The 18,573-nt window shown below is 65.3% G+C and carries 24 protein-coding genes; 8 read left to right on the top strand and 16 right to left on the bottom strand.

Going from position 1 to position 18,573, the window contains the following annotated elements:
- Positions 1-34 precede the first annotated feature (34 nt).
- Positions 35-607, top strand: a complete 573-nt coding sequence (locus KUV38_RS19775; protein WP_222471936.1) for a TetR/AcrR family transcriptional regulator — start codon at positions 35-37, stop codon at positions 605-607.
- A gap of 45 nt (positions 608-652) precedes the next feature.
- On the opposite strand, the gene KUV38_RS19770 is transcribed toward KUV38_RS19775, so the two are convergent.
- The 4 genes from KUV38_RS19770 to KUV38_RS19755 are packed head-to-tail and all read right to left on the bottom strand — an operon-like array spanning position 653 to position 3,691.
- Complete coding sequence (locus KUV38_RS19770; RefSeq protein WP_222471935.1) at positions 653-1,657, bottom strand: OmpA family protein; 1,005 nt, start codon at positions 1,655-1,657, stop codon at positions 653-655.
- Positions 1,654-2,226 (bottom strand): peroxidase-related enzyme, encoded by a 573-nt coding sequence (locus tag KUV38_RS19765; protein ID WP_261385473.1) that lies wholly within the window; start codon positions 2,224-2,226, stop codon positions 1,654-1,656. Before KUV38_RS19765 ends, KUV38_RS19770 begins: the two co-directional genes overlap by 4 nt.
- Positions 2,227-2,237: 11 nt before the next feature.
- Positions 2,238-2,960, bottom strand: coding sequence for a GNAT family N-acetyltransferase (locus KUV38_RS19760; protein ID WP_261385472.1), 723 nt, complete (start codon positions 2,958-2,960; stop codon positions 2,238-2,240).
- A gap of 8 nt (positions 2,961-2,968) precedes the next feature.
- Positions 2,969-3,691 (bottom strand): competence/damage-inducible protein A, encoded by a 723-nt coding sequence (locus KUV38_RS19755; RefSeq protein ID WP_222471933.1) that lies wholly within the window; start codon positions 3,689-3,691, stop codon positions 2,969-2,971.
- A 44-nt stretch (positions 3,692-3,735) separates the two neighbouring features.
- Between KUV38_RS19755 and sfsA the strand changes: the two genes are divergently transcribed.
- On the top strand, positions 3,736-4,440 hold the full coding sequence (gene sfsA / locus KUV38_RS19750; protein ID WP_222471932.1) for a DNA/RNA nuclease SfsA: 705 nt from the start codon (positions 3,736-3,738) through the stop codon (positions 4,438-4,440).
- A gap of 29 nt (positions 4,441-4,469) precedes the next feature.
- Here the strand turns inward: sfsA and KUV38_RS19745 are convergent, their stop codons facing one another.
- Positions 4,470-5,327: a mechanosensitive ion channel family protein gene (locus tag KUV38_RS19745; protein WP_222471931.1), complete on the bottom strand. Its 858-nt coding sequence runs from the start codon at positions 5,325-5,327 to the stop codon at positions 4,470-4,472.
- 201 nt (positions 5,328-5,528) lie between these two features.
- On the opposite strand from KUV38_RS19745, the gene map reads away from it, so the two are divergent.
- Both map and KUV38_RS19735 read left to right on the top strand, forming a co-directional pair.
- Positions 5,529-6,338: a type I methionyl aminopeptidase gene (map, locus tag KUV38_RS19740; RefSeq protein WP_222472136.1), complete on the top strand. Its 810-nt coding sequence runs from the start codon at positions 5,529-5,531 to the stop codon at positions 6,336-6,338.
- A complete protein-coding gene (locus tag KUV38_RS19735) occupies positions 6,331-7,284 on the top strand; it encodes a serine hydrolase domain-containing protein (RefSeq protein WP_222471930.1) in 954 nt (317 codons plus the stop codon). Before map ends, KUV38_RS19735 begins: the two co-directional genes overlap by 8 nt.
- A 219-nt stretch (positions 7,285-7,503) precedes the next feature.
- Here the strand turns inward: KUV38_RS19735 and KUV38_RS19730 are convergent, their stop codons facing one another.
- From KUV38_RS19730 to KUV38_RS19715, 4 genes are read right to left on the bottom strand one after another with little or no spacing between them, the layout of a single operon-like run.
- On the bottom strand, positions 7,504-7,866 hold the full coding sequence (locus tag KUV38_RS19730) for a hypothetical protein (RefSeq protein WP_222471929.1): 363 nt from the start codon (positions 7,864-7,866) through the stop codon (positions 7,504-7,506).
- Positions 7,859-8,515 (bottom strand): HAD family hydrolase, encoded by a 657-nt coding sequence (locus KUV38_RS19725; protein ID WP_222471928.1) that lies wholly within the window; start codon positions 8,513-8,515, stop codon positions 7,859-7,861. The genes KUV38_RS19730 and KUV38_RS19725 overlap by 8 nt, the downstream gene beginning before the upstream one ends.
- A complete protein-coding gene (gene rsmD, locus KUV38_RS19720; RefSeq protein WP_222471927.1) occupies positions 8,512-9,063 on the bottom strand; it encodes a 16S rRNA (guanine(966)-N(2))-methyltransferase RsmD in 552 nt (183 codons plus the stop codon). Before rsmD ends, KUV38_RS19725 begins: the two co-directional genes overlap by 4 nt.
- The gene (locus tag KUV38_RS19715; protein WP_222471926.1) at positions 9,060-10,262 is read right to left on the bottom strand and encodes an NAD(P)/FAD-dependent oxidoreductase; all 1,203 of its coding nucleotides are present in this window, start codon (positions 10,260-10,262) and stop codon (positions 9,060-9,062) included. Before KUV38_RS19715 ends, rsmD begins: the two co-directional genes overlap by 4 nt.
- Before the next feature lie 85 nt (positions 10,263-10,347).
- Between KUV38_RS19715 and KUV38_RS19710 the strand changes: the two genes are divergently transcribed.
- Positions 10,348-10,836, top strand: a complete 489-nt coding sequence (locus KUV38_RS19710; RefSeq protein WP_222471925.1) for a peroxiredoxin — start codon at positions 10,348-10,350, stop codon at positions 10,834-10,836.
- A 173-nt stretch (positions 10,837-11,009) separates the two neighbouring features.
- Positions 11,010-11,432, top strand: coding sequence for a VOC family protein (locus tag KUV38_RS19705; protein ID WP_261385510.1), 423 nt, complete (start codon positions 11,010-11,012; stop codon positions 11,430-11,432).
- A gap of 115 nt (positions 11,433-11,547) precedes the next feature.
- Here KUV38_RS19705 and KUV38_RS19700 read toward each other — a convergent pair whose 3' ends face one another.
- The 5 genes from KUV38_RS19700 to KUV38_RS19680 all read right to left on the bottom strand — a co-directional run bounded on the left by KUV38_RS19700 (position 11,548) and on the right by KUV38_RS19680 (position 15,010).
- Entirely contained in the window at positions 11,548-11,805 is a 258-nt protein-coding gene (locus tag KUV38_RS19700; protein WP_222471923.1) for a 4a-hydroxytetrahydrobiopterin dehydratase, read from the bottom strand.
- The gene (locus KUV38_RS19695) at positions 11,802-12,983 is read right to left on the bottom strand and encodes a GNAT family N-acetyltransferase (RefSeq protein WP_222472135.1); all 1,182 of its coding nucleotides are present in this window, start codon (positions 12,981-12,983) and stop codon (positions 11,802-11,804) included. Before KUV38_RS19695 ends, KUV38_RS19700 begins: the two co-directional genes overlap by 4 nt.
- 34 nt (positions 12,984-13,017) lie before the next feature.
- Positions 13,018-13,773 (bottom strand): glycerophosphodiester phosphodiesterase family protein, encoded by a 756-nt coding sequence (locus KUV38_RS19690; RefSeq protein WP_222471922.1) that lies wholly within the window; start codon positions 13,771-13,773, stop codon positions 13,018-13,020.
- Entirely contained in the window at positions 13,770-14,234 is a 465-nt protein-coding gene (locus tag KUV38_RS19685) for a RidA family protein (RefSeq protein WP_222471921.1), read from the bottom strand. Before KUV38_RS19685 ends, KUV38_RS19690 begins: the two co-directional genes overlap by 4 nt.
- 74 nt (positions 14,235-14,308) lie before the next feature.
- Entirely contained in the window at positions 14,309-15,010 is a 702-nt protein-coding gene (locus KUV38_RS19680) for a rhomboid family intramembrane serine protease (protein WP_261385471.1), read from the bottom strand.
- Between the two features lie 72 nt (positions 15,011-15,082).
- Here KUV38_RS19680 and trpS point away from each other — a divergent pair, with 72 nt between their 5' ends.
- Positions 15,083-16,102, top strand: coding sequence for a tryptophan--tRNA ligase (trpS, locus tag KUV38_RS19675; protein WP_222471920.1), 1,020 nt, complete (start codon positions 15,083-15,085; stop codon positions 16,100-16,102).
- Between the two features lie 107 nt (positions 16,103-16,209).
- Here trpS and KUV38_RS19670 read toward each other — a convergent pair whose 3' ends face one another.
- Both KUV38_RS19670 and KUV38_RS21180 read right to left on the bottom strand, forming a co-directional pair.
- A complete protein-coding gene (locus tag KUV38_RS19670) occupies positions 16,210-16,731 on the bottom strand; it encodes an ImmA/IrrE family metallo-endopeptidase (protein WP_261385486.1) in 522 nt (173 codons plus the stop codon).
- Between the two features lie 43 nt (positions 16,732-16,774).
- Positions 16,775-17,110, bottom strand: a complete 336-nt coding sequence (locus KUV38_RS21180; RefSeq protein WP_222471918.1) for a helix-turn-helix domain-containing protein — start codon at positions 17,108-17,110, stop codon at positions 16,775-16,777.
- A 768-nt stretch (positions 17,111-17,878) separates the two neighbouring features.
- Between KUV38_RS21180 and KUV38_RS21035 the strand changes: the two genes are divergently transcribed.
- Positions 17,879-18,364, top strand: a complete 486-nt coding sequence (locus KUV38_RS21035; RefSeq protein WP_315898668.1) for a toll/interleukin-1 receptor domain-containing protein — start codon at positions 17,879-17,881, stop codon at positions 18,362-18,364.
- Positions 18,365-18,573: the final 209 nt, after the last annotated feature.

Genomic DNA, 18,573 nt, shown 5'->3' with positions numbered 1-18,573 from the left:
TACCTGTCGCGACATAAACATACAGGCTGTATGCATGCAATCAAAACCCGCCCGCCGCTCCAACGAGGCCCGCACCCGCGAGACCCGCGAGGCGCTGCTGGTCGCCGCCAGAAACTGCTTTGTAAGCAAAGGCTTCGCCGCCACCGGCACGCCCGAGCTGGTGGCCGCCGCAGGCATGACCCGCGGCGCGCTCTATCACCACTTTTCCGATAAAACCGATCTCTTCCGCGCGGTGATCGAGGCCGAAGCAGAGGCCGTTGCCGCCGCGATTCGCGCCGCCGCGCCCGCCGATGTGCCGGTGATCGAGGCGCTGCTCTCCGGCGCCGATGCCTACTTCACCGCGATGGAGGCCCCGGGCCGTGCCCGCCTCCTGCTCGTCGAGGCGCCCGCCGTGCTCGGCCTCTCCGAACTCGCCCGGCTTGATGATCAGACCGGCGGCGCCACCCTGCGCGAGGCCCTCACCGCGCTCCGGCTACAGGCACCCATTCCCGAAACCGCGCAACTGCTTTCCGCCATGTTCGACCGCGCCGCGCTCGCCATCGCAGAGGGTGCCGACCCGGCACCCTACCGCGCCGCGCTCGCGCACCTGCTGAACGCCCTCGCGTAGCTCGGCACCCCGCGAGACCGTCTCGAAGGTCGGACGAACGCCCGCCTACTCCGTCGATGAAAGAATGGCCTCAACCCGCCGGTTGGCCTCACGGCCCTGCTCGGTCAGGTTCGAGGTGATCGGCGACAGAAAGCCCACGCCCTCCGCCTTGATCTGGCTCGCGGGCACGCCCAGCGCGGTCAGCCTTGCCTCAACCGCCCCCGCCCGCTTGCGCGACAGCGCAATATTGCCCGCCAGCGATCCCTCGGCATCGGTGTGGCCCACCAGCACGACCGACCGCTCCGGGTGGGTCTTCAGATAGCCCGCCAGCAGATCGAGCGAGGTGTAATCCCCCTGCTCCAGCTGCGAGGAGCCAGTGGCAAAAGCGAGGTCTTCCAGCACCGCACGGCCGTGGATCTCAAGCTGCTGGGTCAGCGGCATCCCGGTCACGCCGGGCACCGAAAAGCCCAGCGCCGGCCCGGCGAGGTCATCCTCGTCGCCCTCGTCCACAAGGCTGGTGGTCAGGTCCGGCGTCTTGGTCGAGGCGACCAGCACATCCTCCGCCGCCTCCTCCGGCCCGACACGGGTGATCTGCACAAACCCCCGGCCCGCCGACCGGCTCACCAGAAAGGCCACGTATTCCGGCTTGTCCTCGCCCATCCGGTGCGCCGCCATGAAGCGGTAATCACCGAGGTCCACATGCATATCCGGCTCGGGGATGTTCTCGGTCGCGTAGCGAAAATCGAAGCCGCCGCACTGCCGCGCCTCGCACTCGAAGATCACCTCGAAGCCAGAGGCCTCCACCTGCGCGCGCAGCGGGGCCAGCAGTTGCAACGTGGTCATCCCCCGCGCCTGCACCTGCCACGCCTGCTGGCGCACCTGCCCTTCGGCCCAAACGCTCTGAATGTCGCCATTGCGGAACGGGCTGATCGGCATGCGGTAGGAGCCGAAGGTTTCCACCTGCTCCGCCGTCTGGCGGGCACCGGCCGGAAACTCCAGCTTCAGGGCATCGGCAACACCGGCTGCCGGGGCAGCGAGGGCTGCGGCCAAGAGGGCCACACGAAGGCTCATCGGTTCTGACCGTGATACTCCGGGTTCGGTTGCATTTCCGTTGCCGTCGCCACCCGGTTCGTCATGTTGAAGAACCCGGCCACCGAGGCAATGTCCCAGATGTCCCGGTCACTCCAACCAACGGCGCGCAGCGCGGCGCGGTCTTCATCATCCACCTTGGCGCACGATTCTGTCAATTTTGCAGCGAAATCCAGCATTTTGCGCTGCTTCTCGGGCAGGTCGGCCACCCGGTAATTCATCACCATCTGCTCGCCCAGCACCGGATCACCCGAGAGGGCGCGCACCGCCTGCCCATGCGCCACGAGGCAGTAGAAGCAATGGTTGATCGAGCTGACGACCACCGCGATCATCTCGCGCTCCAGCTTGGTCAGCCCGGAGTCCGCCAGCATCAGGTCGTTATAGAGCGCCGTGAAGGCATTGAGCTTCTCGATGTCGAAGGCATAGGCCTTCAGCACGTTGGGCACGAGCCCCAGCTTCTCTTCGCAGATCTCGAAATACTTCGCCGTCGCTTCAGGGAGCGGGTCGACCATCGGAAGGTCGAGCGCGGTGACGCCTTCGTTCTTAGCCAAATCTCTGCCTCTCACTCGGCCTCTTCTCGGGCCTGACGCTGACGATACAGGTAGTGGCCCACCAAATCCATTTCTAACAGCTCATACAACGCATTTGCCGCCGCATTCTGTTGCGTGACGAGAACTGTCATGAAGGCCGCGCCCTGATCTTGTGCCCACCGCGCCGCGCCCCGCATCATGTTGACGGCGGCGCCTTGCCGACGCATCGCAGGCCGCACCTCCAGCGCGTGCAACATGGCGATATCGCCGTGCAGCGCCACAAAGGCCGTGCCCGCAGGCGTGTCGTTCGACCGGCCCAATATCGCCGTCTTCGGCCCCGCCGCCCGCGTCATGATCGCCACGCGCTCCGGCCCGATGCCGCCCTCGGCCCACATCTCCCGCTGAATCTTCAGAGGCGGGAAATCCACCGTGAACACGCGCACGCGGGGCAGCTCGCCCGCCGCCAGCCGCTCCAAGGGCGCCACACGAATGTTGGTCGGGTCCTTCACCACGTAGCCCGCCTCGGCCAGCCGTGCGTCGAGCCGGGTCTGATCGCCCCTCAGCCGCACCAGCGCGGGCTGGCCCAGCGCCGCCTGCGCTTCCTCCATCTGGGCCAGCGCGGCCTCTTCGTCATCCGTCGTGGCAGACGACACCCGGCTGCCCCCGCCGCCGCCCTCGCGCACCCGCCAAGCCCCGGCCTCCACGCTGCGGACCGCAGGCCATGTCGCGTCGATCGCGGCAAAGAGGGCGTCCATCCCGGGGGTCACGTGCCGAACAGCTCCACCAGCCGCACCATCGCCGCGTCCACGCGCGCCGCATCCTGCCCGCGCACCACGATATTGGTGCCAAAGGCCCCGTCCTGCTGAAACGGGTAGGAGCCGAACGACAGGTCACTGAACTCTTCCGCCAGCGCGCCCAGCGGGTCGGCCACTACGCCCTCGCCGCGCATCACCCGGAGCGACTGCGAGAGCAACGGCGCCCCGCCGGTGATCGTCGGCAACACACCCGCCACCATCGCCTCGAAAACGCTGGGCACCCCCGCCATCACATGCACGTTCTCCAGCGTGAAGCCGGGCGCTACGCTCACCGGGTTCTCGATCATGGTCGCCCCCTCGGGCACCCGCGCCATCCGCTTGCGCGCCTCGGTAAACTCGATGCCCCGCGCCGCGTAGTGATCGCCCAGCAGCTTCAGCGCATCGGCCCGCTGCGGCGCGGTGGTGCCAAAGGCAGCGGCCACCGCCTCGGCGGTGATGTCGTCATGGGTGGGGCCAATGCCGCCGGAGGTGAACACATGGTCAAAGTAGAGCGCGAGGTGCCGCACCGCCTCGACGATGGCCGCGCGCTCGTCGCTGACCACCCGCACCTCCTTGAGGTCGACGCCATGCTTGGTCAATTCCCCGGCCAGATGGTGCATGTTGCTGTCGCGTGTCCGCCCTGAAAGGATCTCGTCACCGATCACCAACATCGCCGCTGTGGGGTTGCCCATGCTGCCTCCTTGAGCCTTGCTGCCTGTCGGTATAGGCCCGCCCCATGCGCTTCGCCACCCCCCTCGTCCCGGCCCGCCTGACCCGCCGCTACAAGCGGTTCCTCGCGGATGCAGTGCTCGAAGGGAGCGGCGCCGAGGTCATCGCCCATTGCCCCAACCCTGGCGCGATGACCGGCCTCGCCGAGCCCGGCATGCGCATCTGGCTGGAGCCCAACGACGACCCCAAGAAAAAGCTCAAGTATGGCTGGCGGCTGGTCGAGCACGGCGCTGGCCATTTCACCGGGGTCGATACCGCCCTGCCCAACCGCGCACTGGCCGAGGCATTGCGCGCAGGCAGCGTGCCGGGGCTGACGGGCTACGAGACAATCCGCGCCGAGGTGCCCTATGGCGAGAAGAGCCGGGTGGATTTTCTGCTCACCACCTCCGGGCGGCCCGACTGCTACGTCGAGGTCAAATCGGTGACCCTCTCGCGCCAGCCCGGCCTCGCCGAGTTCCCTGATACCGTCACCGCACGCGGCGCGCGCCACATGGCCGAACTGGCCGCAATGGCTTCTTCCGGCCACCGCGCCGTGGTGCTCTTTCTCGTGCAACGCACCGATGCCGCGCGCGTGGCCGTGGCGTCAGATATCGACCCGGCCTACGCCGAGGCCTTCACCGCCGCCCGTGCCGCAGGCGTCGAGGCAATGGCGCTCTCCTGCAGCATAACGCCCGAGGCCATCACCCCGGGCGCACCGCTTCCGCTTGTGTAGCTCGGGCGCGTCCCGACCATCCGGCTGCCTTACTCGGCAGCCACCGTGTAGATCGTCCGGCAGGGGAACGGGATCTCGATATCGGCCTCGTCCAGCGCTTCCTTCACCTTGCGGGTGATATCGGCCTTGTAGGCAAAGTATTCCGACGCATCGACCCAGACCCGCACGAGGAAGTCCACCGAGGAGTCCCCGAGGTTGGTGACCTGGAAGAACGGCTCCGGCTCCGCCTTGCTGCGCTCGTCCGCCATGATCGTATCGCGGATCACCTGCTCTGCCTTGGCAAGGTTCACCCCGTAGCCCACGCCAAAGGTCCACTCCGCGCGGCGGGTCTTGTTGGTGGAGTAGTTCTTGATCGTATTGCCCCAGACATCGCTGTTCGGCACGATCACCTGCACGTTGCTGAGGTCGGCCAGCTCGGTGGTGTTCAGCGTGATATCCTTCACCGTGCCCATCTGCCCGTCGATCTCCACGAAGTCGCCCATCTTGAAGGGCCGGAACACGATGATCATCACGCCCCCCGCCACGTTCGAGAGCGTGCCCTGCAGGGCAAGGCCAACCGCAAGGCCGGCGGCACCGATGGCGGCAATGATCGAGGTGGTCTGCACCCCGAAGGTGTTGAGGATGATCAGGAAGGCGAAGCCGAGGATGATCCACCGCACGATGTTGCCCAGAAAGTGGAACAGCGTGTCATCCAGCTTGGGGTTGTTCTCCGCGATCGCAACGATCCGCCGCTTCACCCAGCCCGCCACGATGTAGCCCGCAATCAGGATAAGGATGGCGGTGACCACCGAGCCGAGGATCGAGGCCATGAACCCGATGGTGAGAAAATCGCCCAGCACCTTGTCGGCCCCGACCGGGGTGTTCAGCAAATTGTTAAGAAATTCCATGCCTGTCGTCCTGTCCTTGTCCCGTTCTTTTCCCTGCGTCGCATGACGCAACCGGCGCTAAAAACGCCCTGTTCACAATGGCTCAACGCCCCCATGTCAAAAAACGTTCCCGGCTGAAAGGCCCCTCTGCCCGTCCCGACCTAGCGTTTCGCGGTCAAAGCGCCTATTTGGAGGGAGAAACTCCGAAAGACGATGAGAATGATGGACGACACGCGCGAGCGGCTGACACGAGACGGTATCCGCATCTATGGCGAGGCGGATTTTGCGGGGATGCATGCTGCAGGCCGTCTGGCGGCTGAAATTCTCGATGCCTGCGCGCCCCTCGTGCAGCCCGGCGTGACCACCGCCAGCATCGACGCCGAGATCGAGCGGCGGGTCAACGAGGCCGGGGCCAAGTCGGCCACCATCGGCTACAAGGGCTACAAGCACGCCTCCTGCATCTCGGTGAACCACGTGGTCTGCCACGGGATTCCCAGCGAGAAGGTGCTGAAGGACGGCGACATTCTGAATATCGACGTGACCGTGATCGTCGATGGCTGGTTCGGTGATACCTCCCGCATGTTCGTCGCCGGCAAGCTGCCCCGCAAGGCCGAGCGGCTGATCGAAGTGACCCATGACGCGCTCATGCGCGGGATCGAGGCGGCAAAGCCCGGTCAGACCTTTGGTGACATAGGCCATGCCATCCAGAGCTATGTCGAAAGCCACCGCATGTCGGTGGTGCGCGACTTCTGCGGCCACGGCCTGGGCCGGGTGTTTCACGCCCCGCCCAACGTGCTGCACTATGGCCGTCCGGGCACCGGGCCCACGCTCGAAGAGGGCATGTTCTTCACCATCGAGCCAATGGTGAACCTCGGCCGACCCGAGACCAAGGTTCTGTCGGATGACTGGACGGCGGTGACCCGCGACAAGTCGCTCTCCGCGCAATTCGAGCATTCCGTCGGCATCACCTCCTCCGGGGCCGAGATCTTCACCCTCTCGCCCGCCGGGCTCTTCCACCCGACCTATGGCTAGGGCGCTCGCCGCCCTGCTGCTGCTTCTGGCCCTCACCGGGCCGCTGGCAGCGCAGGGCAAGGCGAGCGCGGTCGAGCAGGTCTGGCGGCAGTGGGCCGCCGCAAACGGGCTGCCCGCCACCACCCTTGCCGTGGCCGAGAACGGCCAGATCGTCGCCCGCCGCGGCATCGGCGCCAACCCCGATACCGCCTTCGACCTCGCCTCGCTGTCCAAGGGCATCACGGGGGCCTGCATCGCAGCGCTGGTGCGAGAAGACAGGCTCCGCCTCGATACCCCGCTCGGCCTGATCCTCGGCGCGCAATCCGCCCGCCAGGCAGATACCCCCCTCTCCGCCTTCCTGACCCATTCCGCCGGTCTCTGGCCCGACGCGACCCAGCGGATGAGCCTGCGTCAATGGGCACGCAGCTCCGCCCTGCATCTGCCCGTCGCCCGCCCGGCGCTGGCCCGCGCCCCGCGCGGCAAGGGCCGGACGCGCTACAACAACGAGAACTACGCCGTGCTCGGCGCGGTGATCGAGGCGGTCACCGGCCAAGGGTATTACACCGCCTGCGCCCGCCGCCTCGGCCTCTCCGGCCTCGCGCCCAGCCCGCGCTGGGGCGGCACCGGGGCCTTTGGCGGCTGGCACGGCTCGGCAGCGGCCTACACCGCCTTCCAGATCCGCCACTTCGGCCCGCGCTCCCCCATCGGCGCCGCGCCCCGCCGCTGGGCGCTCAACCGGATCGACGGCGCCTCGAGCTACTCGATGGGCATGCTCACCCGCTCCACACGCCTCGGGCAGGTCTTCTGGCACGCGGGCCTGCTCTGCTCGTCCCGCAAACGCGGCAGCGGCGGCTATACGGTAAACTTCGGCGGCAGGCTGACGGTGACCGTGCTCTTCACCGGCTGCGTCAGCGAAAACGACCTGCGCGATCTTGGGAAGAAGCTGACGCAGGTGGCGGCAAGGTAAGCCCCTGCCCGGTGCGCGCCGTAAGGCGCCGGGCAGCGCCGTCCCGCCCCGTCGCACCGAAGGTGCGCCTTCAATAAAAGGCTCGCCGAAGGCGAGACGGCGGCGCTTCCTCACTGTCAGCCCATCCTTTAAATGGAAGATGACCACCGCACCATAAAGTGCCACGCACCACCGTTGCACACGCCACCCCACGGGACGGCGCTACCCGGCTCACCCGCCTCACCGCCCCTCCGGCTCCACCGGAAACCGCCCGTCAATCCGCCACACGCCCCGCCGGTCCACCCGCGCGCTCTCCATCATCGGCTCCGCGACCACCCCGCCAAACCGCGCCTCGTGCAAATACACCGGCCGCCCGCGAATGACCGCGATCACCCCGTAGCACTCCCGCATGGCCTCCTCCGGCTCATCCACGTAGCGCCACGCAAAGCCACCACCGATGCTGGTGTTGAAACACTCAATCCGCCGCCCGTCCTTGTCACAGGCCAGCGCCCGGCAATCGTTGCAGAAGTGCCAAGGATACCGCAGAAACGCTTTCCGCTTCGCCCCGCAGCCGGGGCAGAAGTGCTCCGGCTGCTCATCCATCGAGCAGCGCCTCCAGCCCGGCCTGCAGCTCCGCCATCGAGTGCACCGTGGCCACGCCCTCGGCCTCCATCTTGGCGGCATTGCCATGCTCGACGTAGCCGAAAAACTGCATCCCGGCGTCCCGCGCGGCCCAATGGCCCACCGGGCTGTCGTCCACCATCACTGCTCGCTCCGGCGCCACGCCCGCCGCCTCCGCCGCGATAAGCAAGAGGCCCGGCTCCGGCTTGGCGGTGCCGTGGTCATGGGCCGAGAACACCCGTGTGCCCAGCCGCTCCAGCAACCCGCTCGGCCCCAGCGAGCCGCGCATCTTCTCCATCGGCCCGTTCGAGGCCACGGCCACCGCCACGCCCCGCGCCTCCAGCCAGTCGATCAGCGCCACCGCGCCCTCCGTCATCTCCACGCCCTCGGCCATGCGTGCAAAGATGCGCTGGTAGATGAACGCCACCCAATCCTCCGGCAGATCGGCCCCCGCCTCGCGCAGCCGCCGGTCCACATCCTTCATCGTCCCGCCGGTGAAGCGGTCATGAAAGTCGGCGGCGCTCACCTCAAAGCCCCGCGTCGCCAGATCGGCCACCACCAGCTCCGAGAGCGGCCCCTCGCTGTCCACCAGCACGCCGTCGCAATCGAATATGACCAGTTCGGGTCTCATGACTTCTCCATCAGGGTAATATGCGTGTCGCCATAGGCGCGGTGCTCGATCAGGTCAAAGCCCTCCGGCGCCTCCATCGGCGCCGATTCTTCCCAGACGATCAGCGCCTCCGGCGCAATCCAGCCGCCCTCCACCGCGCTGGCCAGCGCCCGCTGCCCCAGCCCCTTGCCATAGGGCGGATCGAGGAACACGAGGTCAAACGCCGCGCCCCGGTTCTCGCCGAGCCGCACGGCATCGCGGCGATAGAGCTTCACCTCGCCCATCGCCCGCAGCTTCTCCACATTCTCCCGGATCAGCGCCCGCGCCTTGTGCCCGTCATCCACTGCCGTCACATGCACCGCGCCCCGGCTCAGCGCCTCCAGCCCCAGCGCGCCGGTGCCGGCAAAGAGGTCGAGCACCCGCGCGCCCTCGACCCCGCCGCGCGAGGCCAGCACGTTGAACAGCGCCTCCCGCACCCGGTCGGATGTGGGCCGCAAATGCGCCCCCGCATCCCCCTTGCCCAGCGCCGCCAGCGCCGTGCCGCGGAATTTTCCGCCAACGATTCTCACGCCTTGAGCAGGGCCTTCAGCTCGGTTGCCGGGTCCGCCACCGCCGCCTTGTCGGGGCTCTTGCCGCCCTCGATCAGCCGCTTGCCCACCATGTAGGCCCGGCTGTCGTTCATCGCGTCCACCGCCAGCAGCTTGCCGCCGGCGTAGTACCAAAAGCTCACCGTCTCGCCCTCGCCCCGGGTGACGATCTCATCGTATCCGGTGTTCAGCCCGGCGATCTGCAGCTTGGTGTCATACTGGTCGCTCCAGAACCACGGCTTGGCCACATAATCCTTCTCCGCGCCCAGCATGTTCTCGGCCACCAGCTCCGCCTGGTCGATTGCATTGCCGACCGACTCCAGCCTGATCCGCCCGCCCCCATGCGGGAAAGAGGCACAATCCCCGGCGGCAAAGATCGAAGGGTCAGAGGTGCGCCCCTGCGCATCGGTCTTGATCCCGTTCTCGATCATCAGCCCACCAAGTTCGGCAATCTGCGTGCAGGGCGTGATTCCCACGCCCACGATCACCACATCCGCCGCAAGCTCCTCGCCATCGGTGAGCAGCGCGCCCGTCACCCGGCCGTCGCCGAGCAGCTTTTCCAGCCCGATCCCCTCGCGGATATCGACACCATGATCCTCATGCAGCGCGCGGAAGTAATCCGAGGTCTGCGGCGCTGCGACCCGCTGCAGGATCCGGTCGGCCATCTCCACCAGCGTCACATCCAGCCCCAGCTTGGCGCAAACCGCCGCCGCCTCCAGCCCGATGTAGCCACCCCCGATGATCAGCGCCTTCTTTCCGGCGCCCAGCTCTGGCTGCATCCGGTCGATATCGGCCAGCGTCCGCACGGTGAACACACCACCCAGATCGCCGCCAATCGCCGCCGGCAGGCGGCGCGGCGCCGAACCGGTGGTCAGCGCCAGCAGGTCGTACTTCAACCGCTCCTCGCCGAGGTGCAACTCCTTGTGCTCCCGGTCGATCCCCGTCACCGGCGCGCCCAGCTTCAGCGTGATGTTCTGCTCGGCATAATACTCCTCGCTGCGCAGGTAGAGCCGCTCCAGCTCCATCTCGCCCAGCAGGTAGGCCTTCGAGAGCGGCGGCCTCTGATACGGCACCACCGGCTCCTCGCCCACCAGCGTGATCCCGCCGTCAAACCCCAGCCCCCGGAGCTTGCTCACCAGCGCAGACCCTGCCTGCCCCGCGCCCACCACAACGATATCCATGCCCGACCTCCCTTGCCTTTCCGCACGTTCGCGGCATTTCATGAACCGAACGACGAGGACAGCAAATAGATAAAGGGAGAAGATCATGCAAATCTCGGTGGGAGACACGATCCCTTCGGCAACTTTCGTGCGGATGGGCGCCGAAGGGCCGGAGCAAATCGCGCTGAAAGACATCACCACAGGCAAGAAGGTCATCATCTTCGGCCTGCCCGGCGCCTACACCGGCACCTGCTCCACCAAGCACGTGCCGAGCTACATCGAGAACATGGGCATGCTGAAAGAGAAGGGCGTGGCCGAGGTGATCTGCGTCTCCGTCAACGACCCCTTCGTGATGGACGCATGGGGCAAGGACACCGGCGCCGCCGAGGCCGGCATCCACATGCTGGGCGACCCGGAAGGCACCTTCACCAAGGAAATCGGCATGAGCTTCAACGCCCCGCCCGCCGGCCTCATCAACCGCTCGCTGCGCTACGCCATGGTGCTGCACGACAACGTGGTGACCACCTTCAACCTCGAAGGCGGCCCGGGCGAATGCTCCGTCTCCGCCGCGCCTGCGCTCTTCGACCAGCTTTGACCACCGGTTGACACGGCCCACCCCACCGCCTACCCCGGAACCCGTTCAAAACAGGTTAGGCGGAGGAAGGTTGGCCCCGCCCCCGCATCTGCGGGTCCTTCCGCCGGGCATCCGGCGGCCCCGAACTATCCAGGCGCCCGCATCCCGTGGGCGCCGATAGCAGGGGCATGACCATGCAACCACATATCACCGTTCTCACCCTCGCCGTGGCCGATCTCGAGGCTGCCGTCGCCTTCTACCGCGACGGGCTCGGCCTGCCGACCGAGGGCATCATCGGCACCGAGTTCGAACACGGCGCCGTTGCCTTCTTCCCGCTTTCGGGGGGCTTGCGCCTCGCGCTCTGGGCGCAGGACGATCTCGCCCATGACACCGGCCTGCCGAAAACGCCGATCAGCTCCACCGCCGTCAGCATCGGCCACAACGTCATGACCCGCGCCGAGGTCGATACTCTCATGGCCGCCGCCGCCCGCGCCGGGGCCGATATTGTGAAACAGCCCGAAAATACCTTCTACGGCGGCTACGGCGGCTATTTCCGCGACCCCGACGGCCACCTCTGGGAGATCGTCTGGAACCCCGAGATGCTGCCCGAAACCTGACTTGAGCCCGTAGGGTCCGCATTCATGGCGCACCCTGCCCACCACACGCCCGTGGCGCCAGCAGAAGAATTCTAACGAAAATTCTTCCACCTCAAAAATCTTCGTGAAGATTTTTCTACCCCGCCAGCTTCTCCATCACCGAAGCCAGCTTCAAATCCTTCTCCGTCAGCGCACCCGCCGAATGCGTCGTCAGCCGCACCTCGACCTTATTCCACGAGTTCGACCAATCCGGATGATGGTCCGCCTTCTCCGCCGCCAGCGCCACCCGCGCCATCCAGCCAAACGCCTCCGAGAAATTCCGGAACTTGAAGGTCTTCGCCAGAACCTCGCCGTCCCGTGCCCAGCCCGCCGCTTCCAACTCTTCCAGCGTCAATCCTGCTCCTCCCGATGCTCGCGGCGGAACGGCCCGTAGCCCGTCAACACCTCGATTTCGTAATCCACCGCGCGTGCCTCCTCCTCCAGAAAATCCGCAATCGCCCGGCGAAAGCCCTCATCGGCGACCCAGTGCAGCGAATGCGTCTCTTTCGGCAAATAACCCCGCGCCAGCTTGTGCTCGCCCTGCGCCCCGGCCTCCACGCGGGCAAGCCCCCGCGCGATCGCCTCCTCGATGGCCACATAGTAGCACAGCTCGAAATGCAGGCAGGGGTGATGCTCGGTGCAACCCCAGTAGCGCCCAAACAGCGCGTCCCGCCCGATGAAATTCAGCGCCCCGGCCACGAACCGGCCTTCGCGCTCCGCCAGCACCAGCAGCACATCCTCGCGCAGCCCGGCCTGCACCTCGTCAAAGAACGGCCGCGTCAGATAGGGCGAGCCCCACTTCCTCGCCCCGGTGTCCTGATAGAATTGCCAGAACGCATCCCAATGCTCCGGCTCAATCTCCTCCCCGGTCAGCCGCAGGATGCGCCCGCCAAAGCCCTGCGCCCGCTCCCGCTCCTTGCGAATGTTCTTCCGCTTCCGGCTGCTCAGATCGGCCAGAAAATCGTCAAACGTGGCATACCCCCGGTTCTCCCAATGAAACTGCTGCCCCCGTCGGTGCATCAGCCCCATCTGCGCCCCCGCCTCGGCCTCCGCCTCGGTGCAAAACGTCGCGTGCACGCCCGAGAGCCCGCCCTGCGCCGCCACCTGCACAGCGCCCTGAACCAGCGCGCTCATCCCGATCCGTTCCCAACCCGGCTTCACCAAAAAGCGCCGCCCCGGCACCGGAGTGAACGGCGCCGCGATCTGCAGCTTCGGATAATACTCACCCCCGGCCCGCTCATAGGCATGGGCCCAGGAGTGGTCGAACACATATTCGCCCTGGCTGTGAAACTTGGCATACATCGGCGCGGTCGCGATCAGCTCCTCGCCCGCCCGCGCCAGCAGGTAAGTCGGCTGCCAGCCAGACCGCCCGCCGACCGAGCCGCTGTCTTCCAGCGCCTTCAAAAACCGATAGGTCACAAACGGATCTTCCGGCCGCCCATCCCCGGGCGCGGCACAGGCATCCCAGGCCTCCGGCGTCACCGCGCCAAGGCTGTCCACCGTTTCAATGGAAATGTCCGAGCTGCCATCCATAGCCACGCCAGACTTGGCCCGCCGCGCCGCGGCGTCAAGCGGCGGCGTAACCCTCGAAGGTCACATTGGCGGCAACCTCTCGGGCCTTCGCCTCTTCCGCCTCGGAGCGGATCGTCCAGCACAGAATTTCGGCACCCTGCGCCTTTAGCTCCGCCACCCGCGCGTCGCCCAGCGCCCCGTGGCGGTGGCTGACAAAACAGGCCCCCACCCGGTCGTAATCGGGGATCGCCCGCAGCTCCGCCCGCCGCGCCTCGGGCACGGTCGTCCAGCTGTCCGGCTCGTAATTGTCGGTCGTCAGCCCGCGCGGCACATCCGGCAGCAGCTCCGCCATCACCGCCATGGAATGCGGGTTGAAGCTCATCAGCGCCATCTCGCCCGCGTAGCCCTCAAGCACCTCCGCCACGGCCCGCTCAAGCTGGCCCACGTTCGGCCCCAACGCGCCATCCTGATCCTTGATCTCAATGAGCAGCGGCACCCGGCCATCCACCAGCTTCAGCACCTCGGCCAGTGTCGGAATACCCTCACCACCATCGGTGAGCATAATCTGCCCGAGTTCCGCCGCCGTCCGCTGCGCCACCGGCCCGGTTTCCCCGGTCAGGCGGCTCAGGGCGTAGTCATGGAACACCATCGGCACCCCATCCTTCGACGGCTGCAAATCCAGCTCGATCCCGTAGCCCGCTTCAATCGCCGCCGCGAAGGCCGCGCGGGAGTTTTCCACCCGCCCCGCGGCCCGGTCATGGTAGCCCCGGTGCGCGATGGGGCGGGTCAGCAGGCTCTCCGGCAGGCTCATTTCAGCTTGAAGATCCCCTCGATCTCCACCGCCACGCCGAAGGGCAGCGAGGCCGCGCTCACCGCCGAGCGTGCGTGGCGGCCCGCGTCTCCGAGCGCTTCGACGAGGAAGTCGGACGCGCCGTTCACCACCTTCGGCTGCTCGCCAAAATCGGCGGTCGAGTTCACAAAGGCCGTCAGCTTCACCACCCGGTCCAGCTTGTCCAGATCGCCGCCACAGGCCGCCTTCACCTGCGCCAGCAGGTTCACCGCGCAGACCTTGGCCGCCGCGACACCCGCCGCCACATCCATGTCATCGCCCAGCTTGCCCTTGATCATCTCGCCGTTTTCCATCGAGATCTGGCCGCTCACATAAAGCAGCCCGTCCGCCTCCACGAAGGGCACGTAATTGGCCGCCGGCGCGCTGGCTTCGGGCAGGGTGACACCAAGCTCTGCAAGGCGGGTCTCATAGGTTCCGGGCATGGGCATATCTCCTTTTGCGCGGACCATGGCCCCGCCCCGTCACCCCGTCAAGGTGACTTCAAGCAGCCTTCAAGCTACCTCCGCCGCAGCCGCTCCATCATCCGCTGCCAGCCCCCCGGCGCCAGCGGCACGCTCAGGAACAGCCCTGCAAAGAACCCGCCGATATCCGCGATCCAATCGTTCCCCGCGCCAAAGAGCACGCCGAACACGAGCTGAAACGCCAAGAGCACCCCGATCAGCGTGAAGGCGCCATACTGGTTCTCGCCGCGCCGCCCCAGATGCACCCACATGATGAAGGTATAGCCCCCGATCAGCGCATAAGCCCCCGGAAACGCGCCAAACAGCGCCCCTCCCCCGGCCAGCAGCCAAAACGCCAAGGCCCCCGCAACCGTCCCGGCAAAGAACATCACCGCCACGGCGACCTGCCCCAGCACCTCGCCCACCATCTTGCCCAGGGCCAGCGTGAACACCCCCGCGAAGATCATATGCGTGAACCCGCCATGCACGAACGGATAGCTCACGATCCGCATCAGCTGGCTCGGCGGATACTCCCCCCGCTCCACCATCATCGCCATGATCTCGGGCGAAAAGGCGAACCGCTGCAACGCGAAGATCCGCGCGTCATCGCCGCCCCGCGTCGCCCCCACGATGCCGGCCTGGCTCAGCACGAACCACAGCTCCACCGCAAACATCGCCCCCACGATCGCCAGCACCACCGGCGGCACGGCGTTGAAGGGCGAGGCGTTGTGATCCCAGTCCATGTTCGGTCCTGCCATTGCTCTGTGTGTTGAATCTTTCCGCCCCCGTGGGTAAGCGAGCAGGACAGGATTGACCAGACGAGGCACGCAATGGCCGACACCACCTTCACCCCCCGCGTCTTCTCCGGCATCAAGCCCTCCGGCGGGCTGACGCTTGGCAACTACCTCGGCGCCATCAAGCGCTGGGTCGCGATGCAGGAGGAGGGGACCGAGAGCATCTACTGCGTCGTCGATCTGCACGCCATCACCGTCTGGCAGGACCCGGCCGAGCTGCGCACCGCGACCCATGAGGTCGCCGCCGGCATGCTCGCGAGCGGCATCGACCCGTCGCGCTCCATCCTCTTCAACCAGAGCCAGGTGCCCGAGCACGCCGAGCTGGCCTGGATCTTCAACTGCGTCGCCCGCGTCGGCTGGATGAACCGGATGACCCAGTTCAAGGAGAAGGCCGGGAGCAACGCCGAGAAGGTCTCCCTCGGCCTCTACGCCTATCCCTCGCTGATGGCCGCCGACATCCTGCTCTACCACGCCACCCACGTCCCGGTGGGCGAGGACCAGAAGCAGCATGTCGAGCTGACCCGCGACATCGCCGCCAAGTTCAATCACGACTACAAGGTGGATTTCTTCCCGATGACCGAACCGGTGATCGAAGGCCCCGGCATGCGGGTGATGAACCTGCGTGACGGCTCCAAGAAGATGTCCAAGTCCGGCGAGAGCGACATGGAGCGCATCAACATGCTCGACGACGCCGACACCATCGCCAAGAAGTTCAAAAAGGCCCGCACCGACCCGGCCCCCCTGCCTGAGAGCCCCGACGGCCTGAAGGACCGCCCCGAAGCCAAGAACCTCGTCGACATCTACGCCTCCTTGTCAGGCGGCACCCAGGAGTCCGTGATCGCCGAATACGCCGGCGCAGGCTGGGGCCAGTTCAAACCCGCCCTCGCCGATCTGGCCGTGGAGAAACTGGCGCCGATCAGCGACGAAATGCGCCGCCTGATGGCCGACCCGGCAGAGATCGACCGGCTGCTGGGCGTAGGCCGCGACCGCGCGCGGGAGATCGCCGCGCCGGTGCTGGAGCGGACCTATGAGATTGTGGGGCTGGTGCGGAGTTGAGCTCGCAAATTCTGATCATGTGCCACTCACGCAGAACCGCAGGTTTAAGCAGTTACTTGAAGGGCTCTGGAAGCTAGCGCAGTCCTCGTCCTAGGGTTTGGACAGCTTCAATATCGACGGCTGAACTGGCGATCTATCCCCGTCATCCGTATTCGCCATGTCGCAAGTTGGCTACTAATTCTGAAGGTCTCCGCGATCTGGGCGTCATCCATTCCTCGTCTTCGAAGACTCAACAGACCTTCGCGAGGAGCTAGCATGGCGCCGGATAGCCAATCAGCCTCATCTTCGAACTCTTTCGGGTAATCGCTGAGCAGAAGAAGTCCGTTCTCAAACTGGTCAACGCGGCTCGGCTTGTGCTTTAGCTCAAGGTGTGCCCATTCATGCATTATCGTGTTGGACTGTCTTGCGGCAGGGCGCGTATTGTTAATGACGATGACTGTGCAATTGCCTTCTTTGATTGTAACAGCATCCCAACTGTCAGGATCGGAAATCGTCAGTTGGCGAATATGGCATATGTCAAGTTCAGGTACATCTTGGGGTGTCCAAACCAAACACCCCTTAGACTCTACTAGGGTGATGGGGTCGATAGCACCGTCACTAGGAATACCTAGACGGCCCCGTGTTTCCATCGACAATCGCTCGGCGTGAGCTTTGAAGCCCCTGCGCATCTATCTAGAGTTCTTCCCGAGCTATTATTGCATTCTGCACTGCAACGATCATGGCGCCAAGCGCGGTAGCCGTATCAACTGACGTCGTGTTTTTTTTGCGCATGTGCACCGTCGGAGGAGGTCGCACTGCGCCGCTTGCCTCCAGACCTAAGAATACGGCAGGGTCCTCGCCTAGCCATTCACAGATTTTGGCGAAGGTTGCCAAGTCTGGAACATGGCCGTTTTCTACCCTCGACAGTGTGGCTGGACTTACTCCGATTTCCGCTGCCGCCGCTCTAACGCCGTTAACTCCACGGTGCTTCACGACACGCGCACCGAGTTCCTGAATCTGAAGACTCATGCTTTCTCCCAAGAGCCACGTTGACTCCAAGGTTAACGTGGGCTATCTGTCCTACATGTGAGACAGTTATCGTTTCTAAGTCGGTACGTCTCTCCTGTAAGACAGTGAATCATCTGTATGCTGGTGCGTCAACCCTGACGCCAGGTTTCAGTCCATTCATGCACGTGTGAACGCCCAAATGCTCAGGGCAACAGCAGAAAGAACTCAAAGATGGGTACGAGACGAAATACTGAAGTGACTGGGAAACGTGCCGCGACAGCGGCATCTCGGGTCCTGCGAAGCCCGACAGCTAGCAAAGCTGCCAAGAGCGCGGCCGGCTCGGCGTTGACGCAGGTTCGCACCAAGAGCGCGCCGAATGAGGTCACGAGCAAAAAGGCAGCCACCGCTGCATCAAAGACCCTCCGGAGCTCAAGTGCATCAAAAGCTGCAAAATCGGCAGCAGGATCCGCTTTGGCCCAGCGACCTGACCGCAAGCGGTAGGCGCACCACTTTGATGAACACCTTCCACTGAAACAAGGAGACACAAAAATGGCTAGATGTACCGCACCTGTTAGGGGCCACAGGTCAGCGGCAGCCGCCGCCAACTGTCCAGCATGTGGAAGACATTACGGTCGCTCTCGTGGAAATTGGGGATCTGGCGGAGGCAACAGCACCTACAATCTTGCCTCCCGTCCGTCGTACCCTTCCTCAGGAAGCCGCATAACATCGAGTGGCGGAGGGTCTAGCGCCCGCACTAAGAAACCGCGCTGGTCGAGAACCTCCTCCACCGTGTGGTACACACCTGAACAGGTTGCCGCACTGACACCTGTAAGGGAAAATGTTGAGTCGCTTGCCGTTGTGGAACCAGACCTCCGCGATGTCTTCCTGTGTCACGCGTGGGATGACCGGCAAGGTCCAGCAAAAGAACTGCATGACCTATTGGAGGCACGAGGTGTCCGTGTGTGGTTCAGTGAAAAGGACCTCGGTCTAGGGGTTCCGATGATGCGTGCAATTGACAAGGGTCTGGTCAACTCGCGCGTTGGCATCGTCTTGGTTACGCAAGCAATGCTGAAACGGCTTCCGTCAGAAGGCGTTGCCGACAAAGAACTTTCGGCACTTCTGCGGCGCGAGCGCCTGGTGCCAGTCGTTCATGGCACCACCTACGAGGAACTTGAGAAAGTCAGTTTACTCCTCGCCTCTCGTGCTGGTTTGAGCACTGCCGAGGAATCCATGAAAGATGTTGCCGACAAGATTGCCGAACTCGTCGCAACCTGAGCCTCATCGGGTCTGCCTGAGCAAGCTATCTGCATGCAGTATTCTTCCCGAGCCACCCCACCGTCCCGCACCATTAACCACCCCACACCCCTCTTCTGTGCAAAAATCGCGTATGTATGGAATGTGCATCAGTTGTGCATCACTTGTGCCCCCTCCGCATATCCCCCCAATCCCCCCGAAAACCCAACCCCTTAACGCCCCGTCCGCCC

Origin of the sequence: Vannielia litorea, assembly GCF_019801175.1 — a bacterium.
Classification (GTDB): domain Bacteria; phylum Pseudomonadota; class Alphaproteobacteria; order Rhodobacterales; family Rhodobacteraceae; genus Vannielia; species Vannielia litorea_B.
The sequence above is the reverse complement of the archived record's forward strand: the minus strand, read 5'-3'. Positions and strand labels throughout refer to the sequence as shown.

What these genes read in the sequence shown, in the direction of transcription:
- KUV38_RS19775 (WP_222471936.1), top strand. Translation starts at nt 35, where the DNA reads ATGCAATCAAAACCCGCCCGCCGCTCCAACGAGGCCCGCACCCGCGAG.
- KUV38_RS19770 (WP_222471935.1), bottom strand. Translation starts at nt 1,657, where the DNA reads ATGAGCCTTCGTGTGGCCCTCTTGGCCGCAGCCCTCGCTGCCCCGGCA.
- KUV38_RS19760 (WP_261385472.1), bottom strand. Translation starts at nt 2,960, where the DNA reads ATGGACGCCCTCTTTGCCGCGATCGACGCGACATGGCCTGCGGTCCGC.
- KUV38_RS19755 (WP_222471933.1), bottom strand. Translation starts at nt 3,691, where the DNA reads ATGGGCAACCCCACAGCGGCGATGTTGGTGATCGGTGACGAGATCCTT.
- sfsA (WP_222471932.1), top strand. Translation starts at nt 3,736, where the DNA reads ATGCGCTTCGCCACCCCCCTCGTCCCGGCCCGCCTGACCCGCCGCTAC.
- KUV38_RS19745 (WP_222471931.1), bottom strand. Translation starts at nt 5,327, where the DNA reads ATGGAATTTCTTAACAATTTGCTGAACACCCCGGTCGGGGCCGACAAG.
- map (WP_222472136.1), top strand. Translation starts at nt 5,529, where the DNA reads ATGGACGACACGCGCGAGCGGCTGACACGAGACGGTATCCGCATCTAT.
- KUV38_RS19735 (WP_222471930.1), top strand. Translation starts at nt 6,331, where the DNA reads ATGGCTAGGGCGCTCGCCGCCCTGCTGCTGCTTCTGGCCCTCACCGGG.
- KUV38_RS19730 (WP_222471929.1), bottom strand. Translation starts at nt 7,866, where the DNA reads ATGGATGAGCAGCCGGAGCACTTCTGCCCCGGCTGCGGGGCGAAGCGG.
- KUV38_RS19725 (WP_222471928.1), bottom strand. Translation starts at nt 8,515, where the DNA reads ATGAGACCCGAACTGGTCATATTCGATTGCGACGGCGTGCTGGTGGAC.
- KUV38_RS19715 (WP_222471926.1), bottom strand. Translation starts at nt 10,262, where the DNA reads ATGGATATCGTTGTGGTGGGCGCGGGGCAGGCAGGGTCTGCGCTGGTG.
- KUV38_RS19710 (WP_222471925.1), top strand. Translation starts at nt 10,348, where the DNA reads ATGCAAATCTCGGTGGGAGACACGATCCCTTCGGCAACTTTCGTGCGG.
- KUV38_RS19705 (WP_261385510.1), top strand. Translation starts at nt 11,010, where the DNA reads ATGCAACCACATATCACCGTTCTCACCCTCGCCGTGGCCGATCTCGAG.
- KUV38_RS19695 (WP_222472135.1), bottom strand. Translation starts at nt 12,983, where the DNA reads ATGGATGGCAGCTCGGACATTTCCATTGAAACGGTGGACAGCCTTGGC.
- KUV38_RS19690 (WP_222471922.1), bottom strand. Translation starts at nt 13,773, where the DNA reads ATGAGCCTGCCGGAGAGCCTGCTGACCCGCCCCATCGCGCACCGGGGC.
- KUV38_RS19685 (WP_222471921.1), bottom strand. Translation starts at nt 14,234, where the DNA reads ATGCCCGGAACCTATGAGACCCGCCTTGCAGAGCTTGGTGTCACCCTG.
- KUV38_RS19680 (WP_261385471.1), bottom strand. Translation starts at nt 15,010, where the DNA reads ATGGCAGGACCGAACATGGACTGGGATCACAACGCCTCGCCCTTCAAC.
- trpS (WP_222471920.1), top strand. Translation starts at nt 15,083, where the DNA reads ATGGCCGACACCACCTTCACCCCCCGCGTCTTCTCCGGCATCAAGCCC.
- KUV38_RS19670 (WP_261385486.1), bottom strand. Translation starts at nt 16,731, where the DNA reads ATGGAAACACGGGGCCGTCTAGGTATTCCTAGTGACGGTGCTATCGAC.
- KUV38_RS21180 (WP_222471918.1), bottom strand. Translation starts at nt 17,110, where the DNA reads ATGAGTCTTCAGATTCAGGAACTCGGTGCGCGTGTCGTGAAGCACCGT.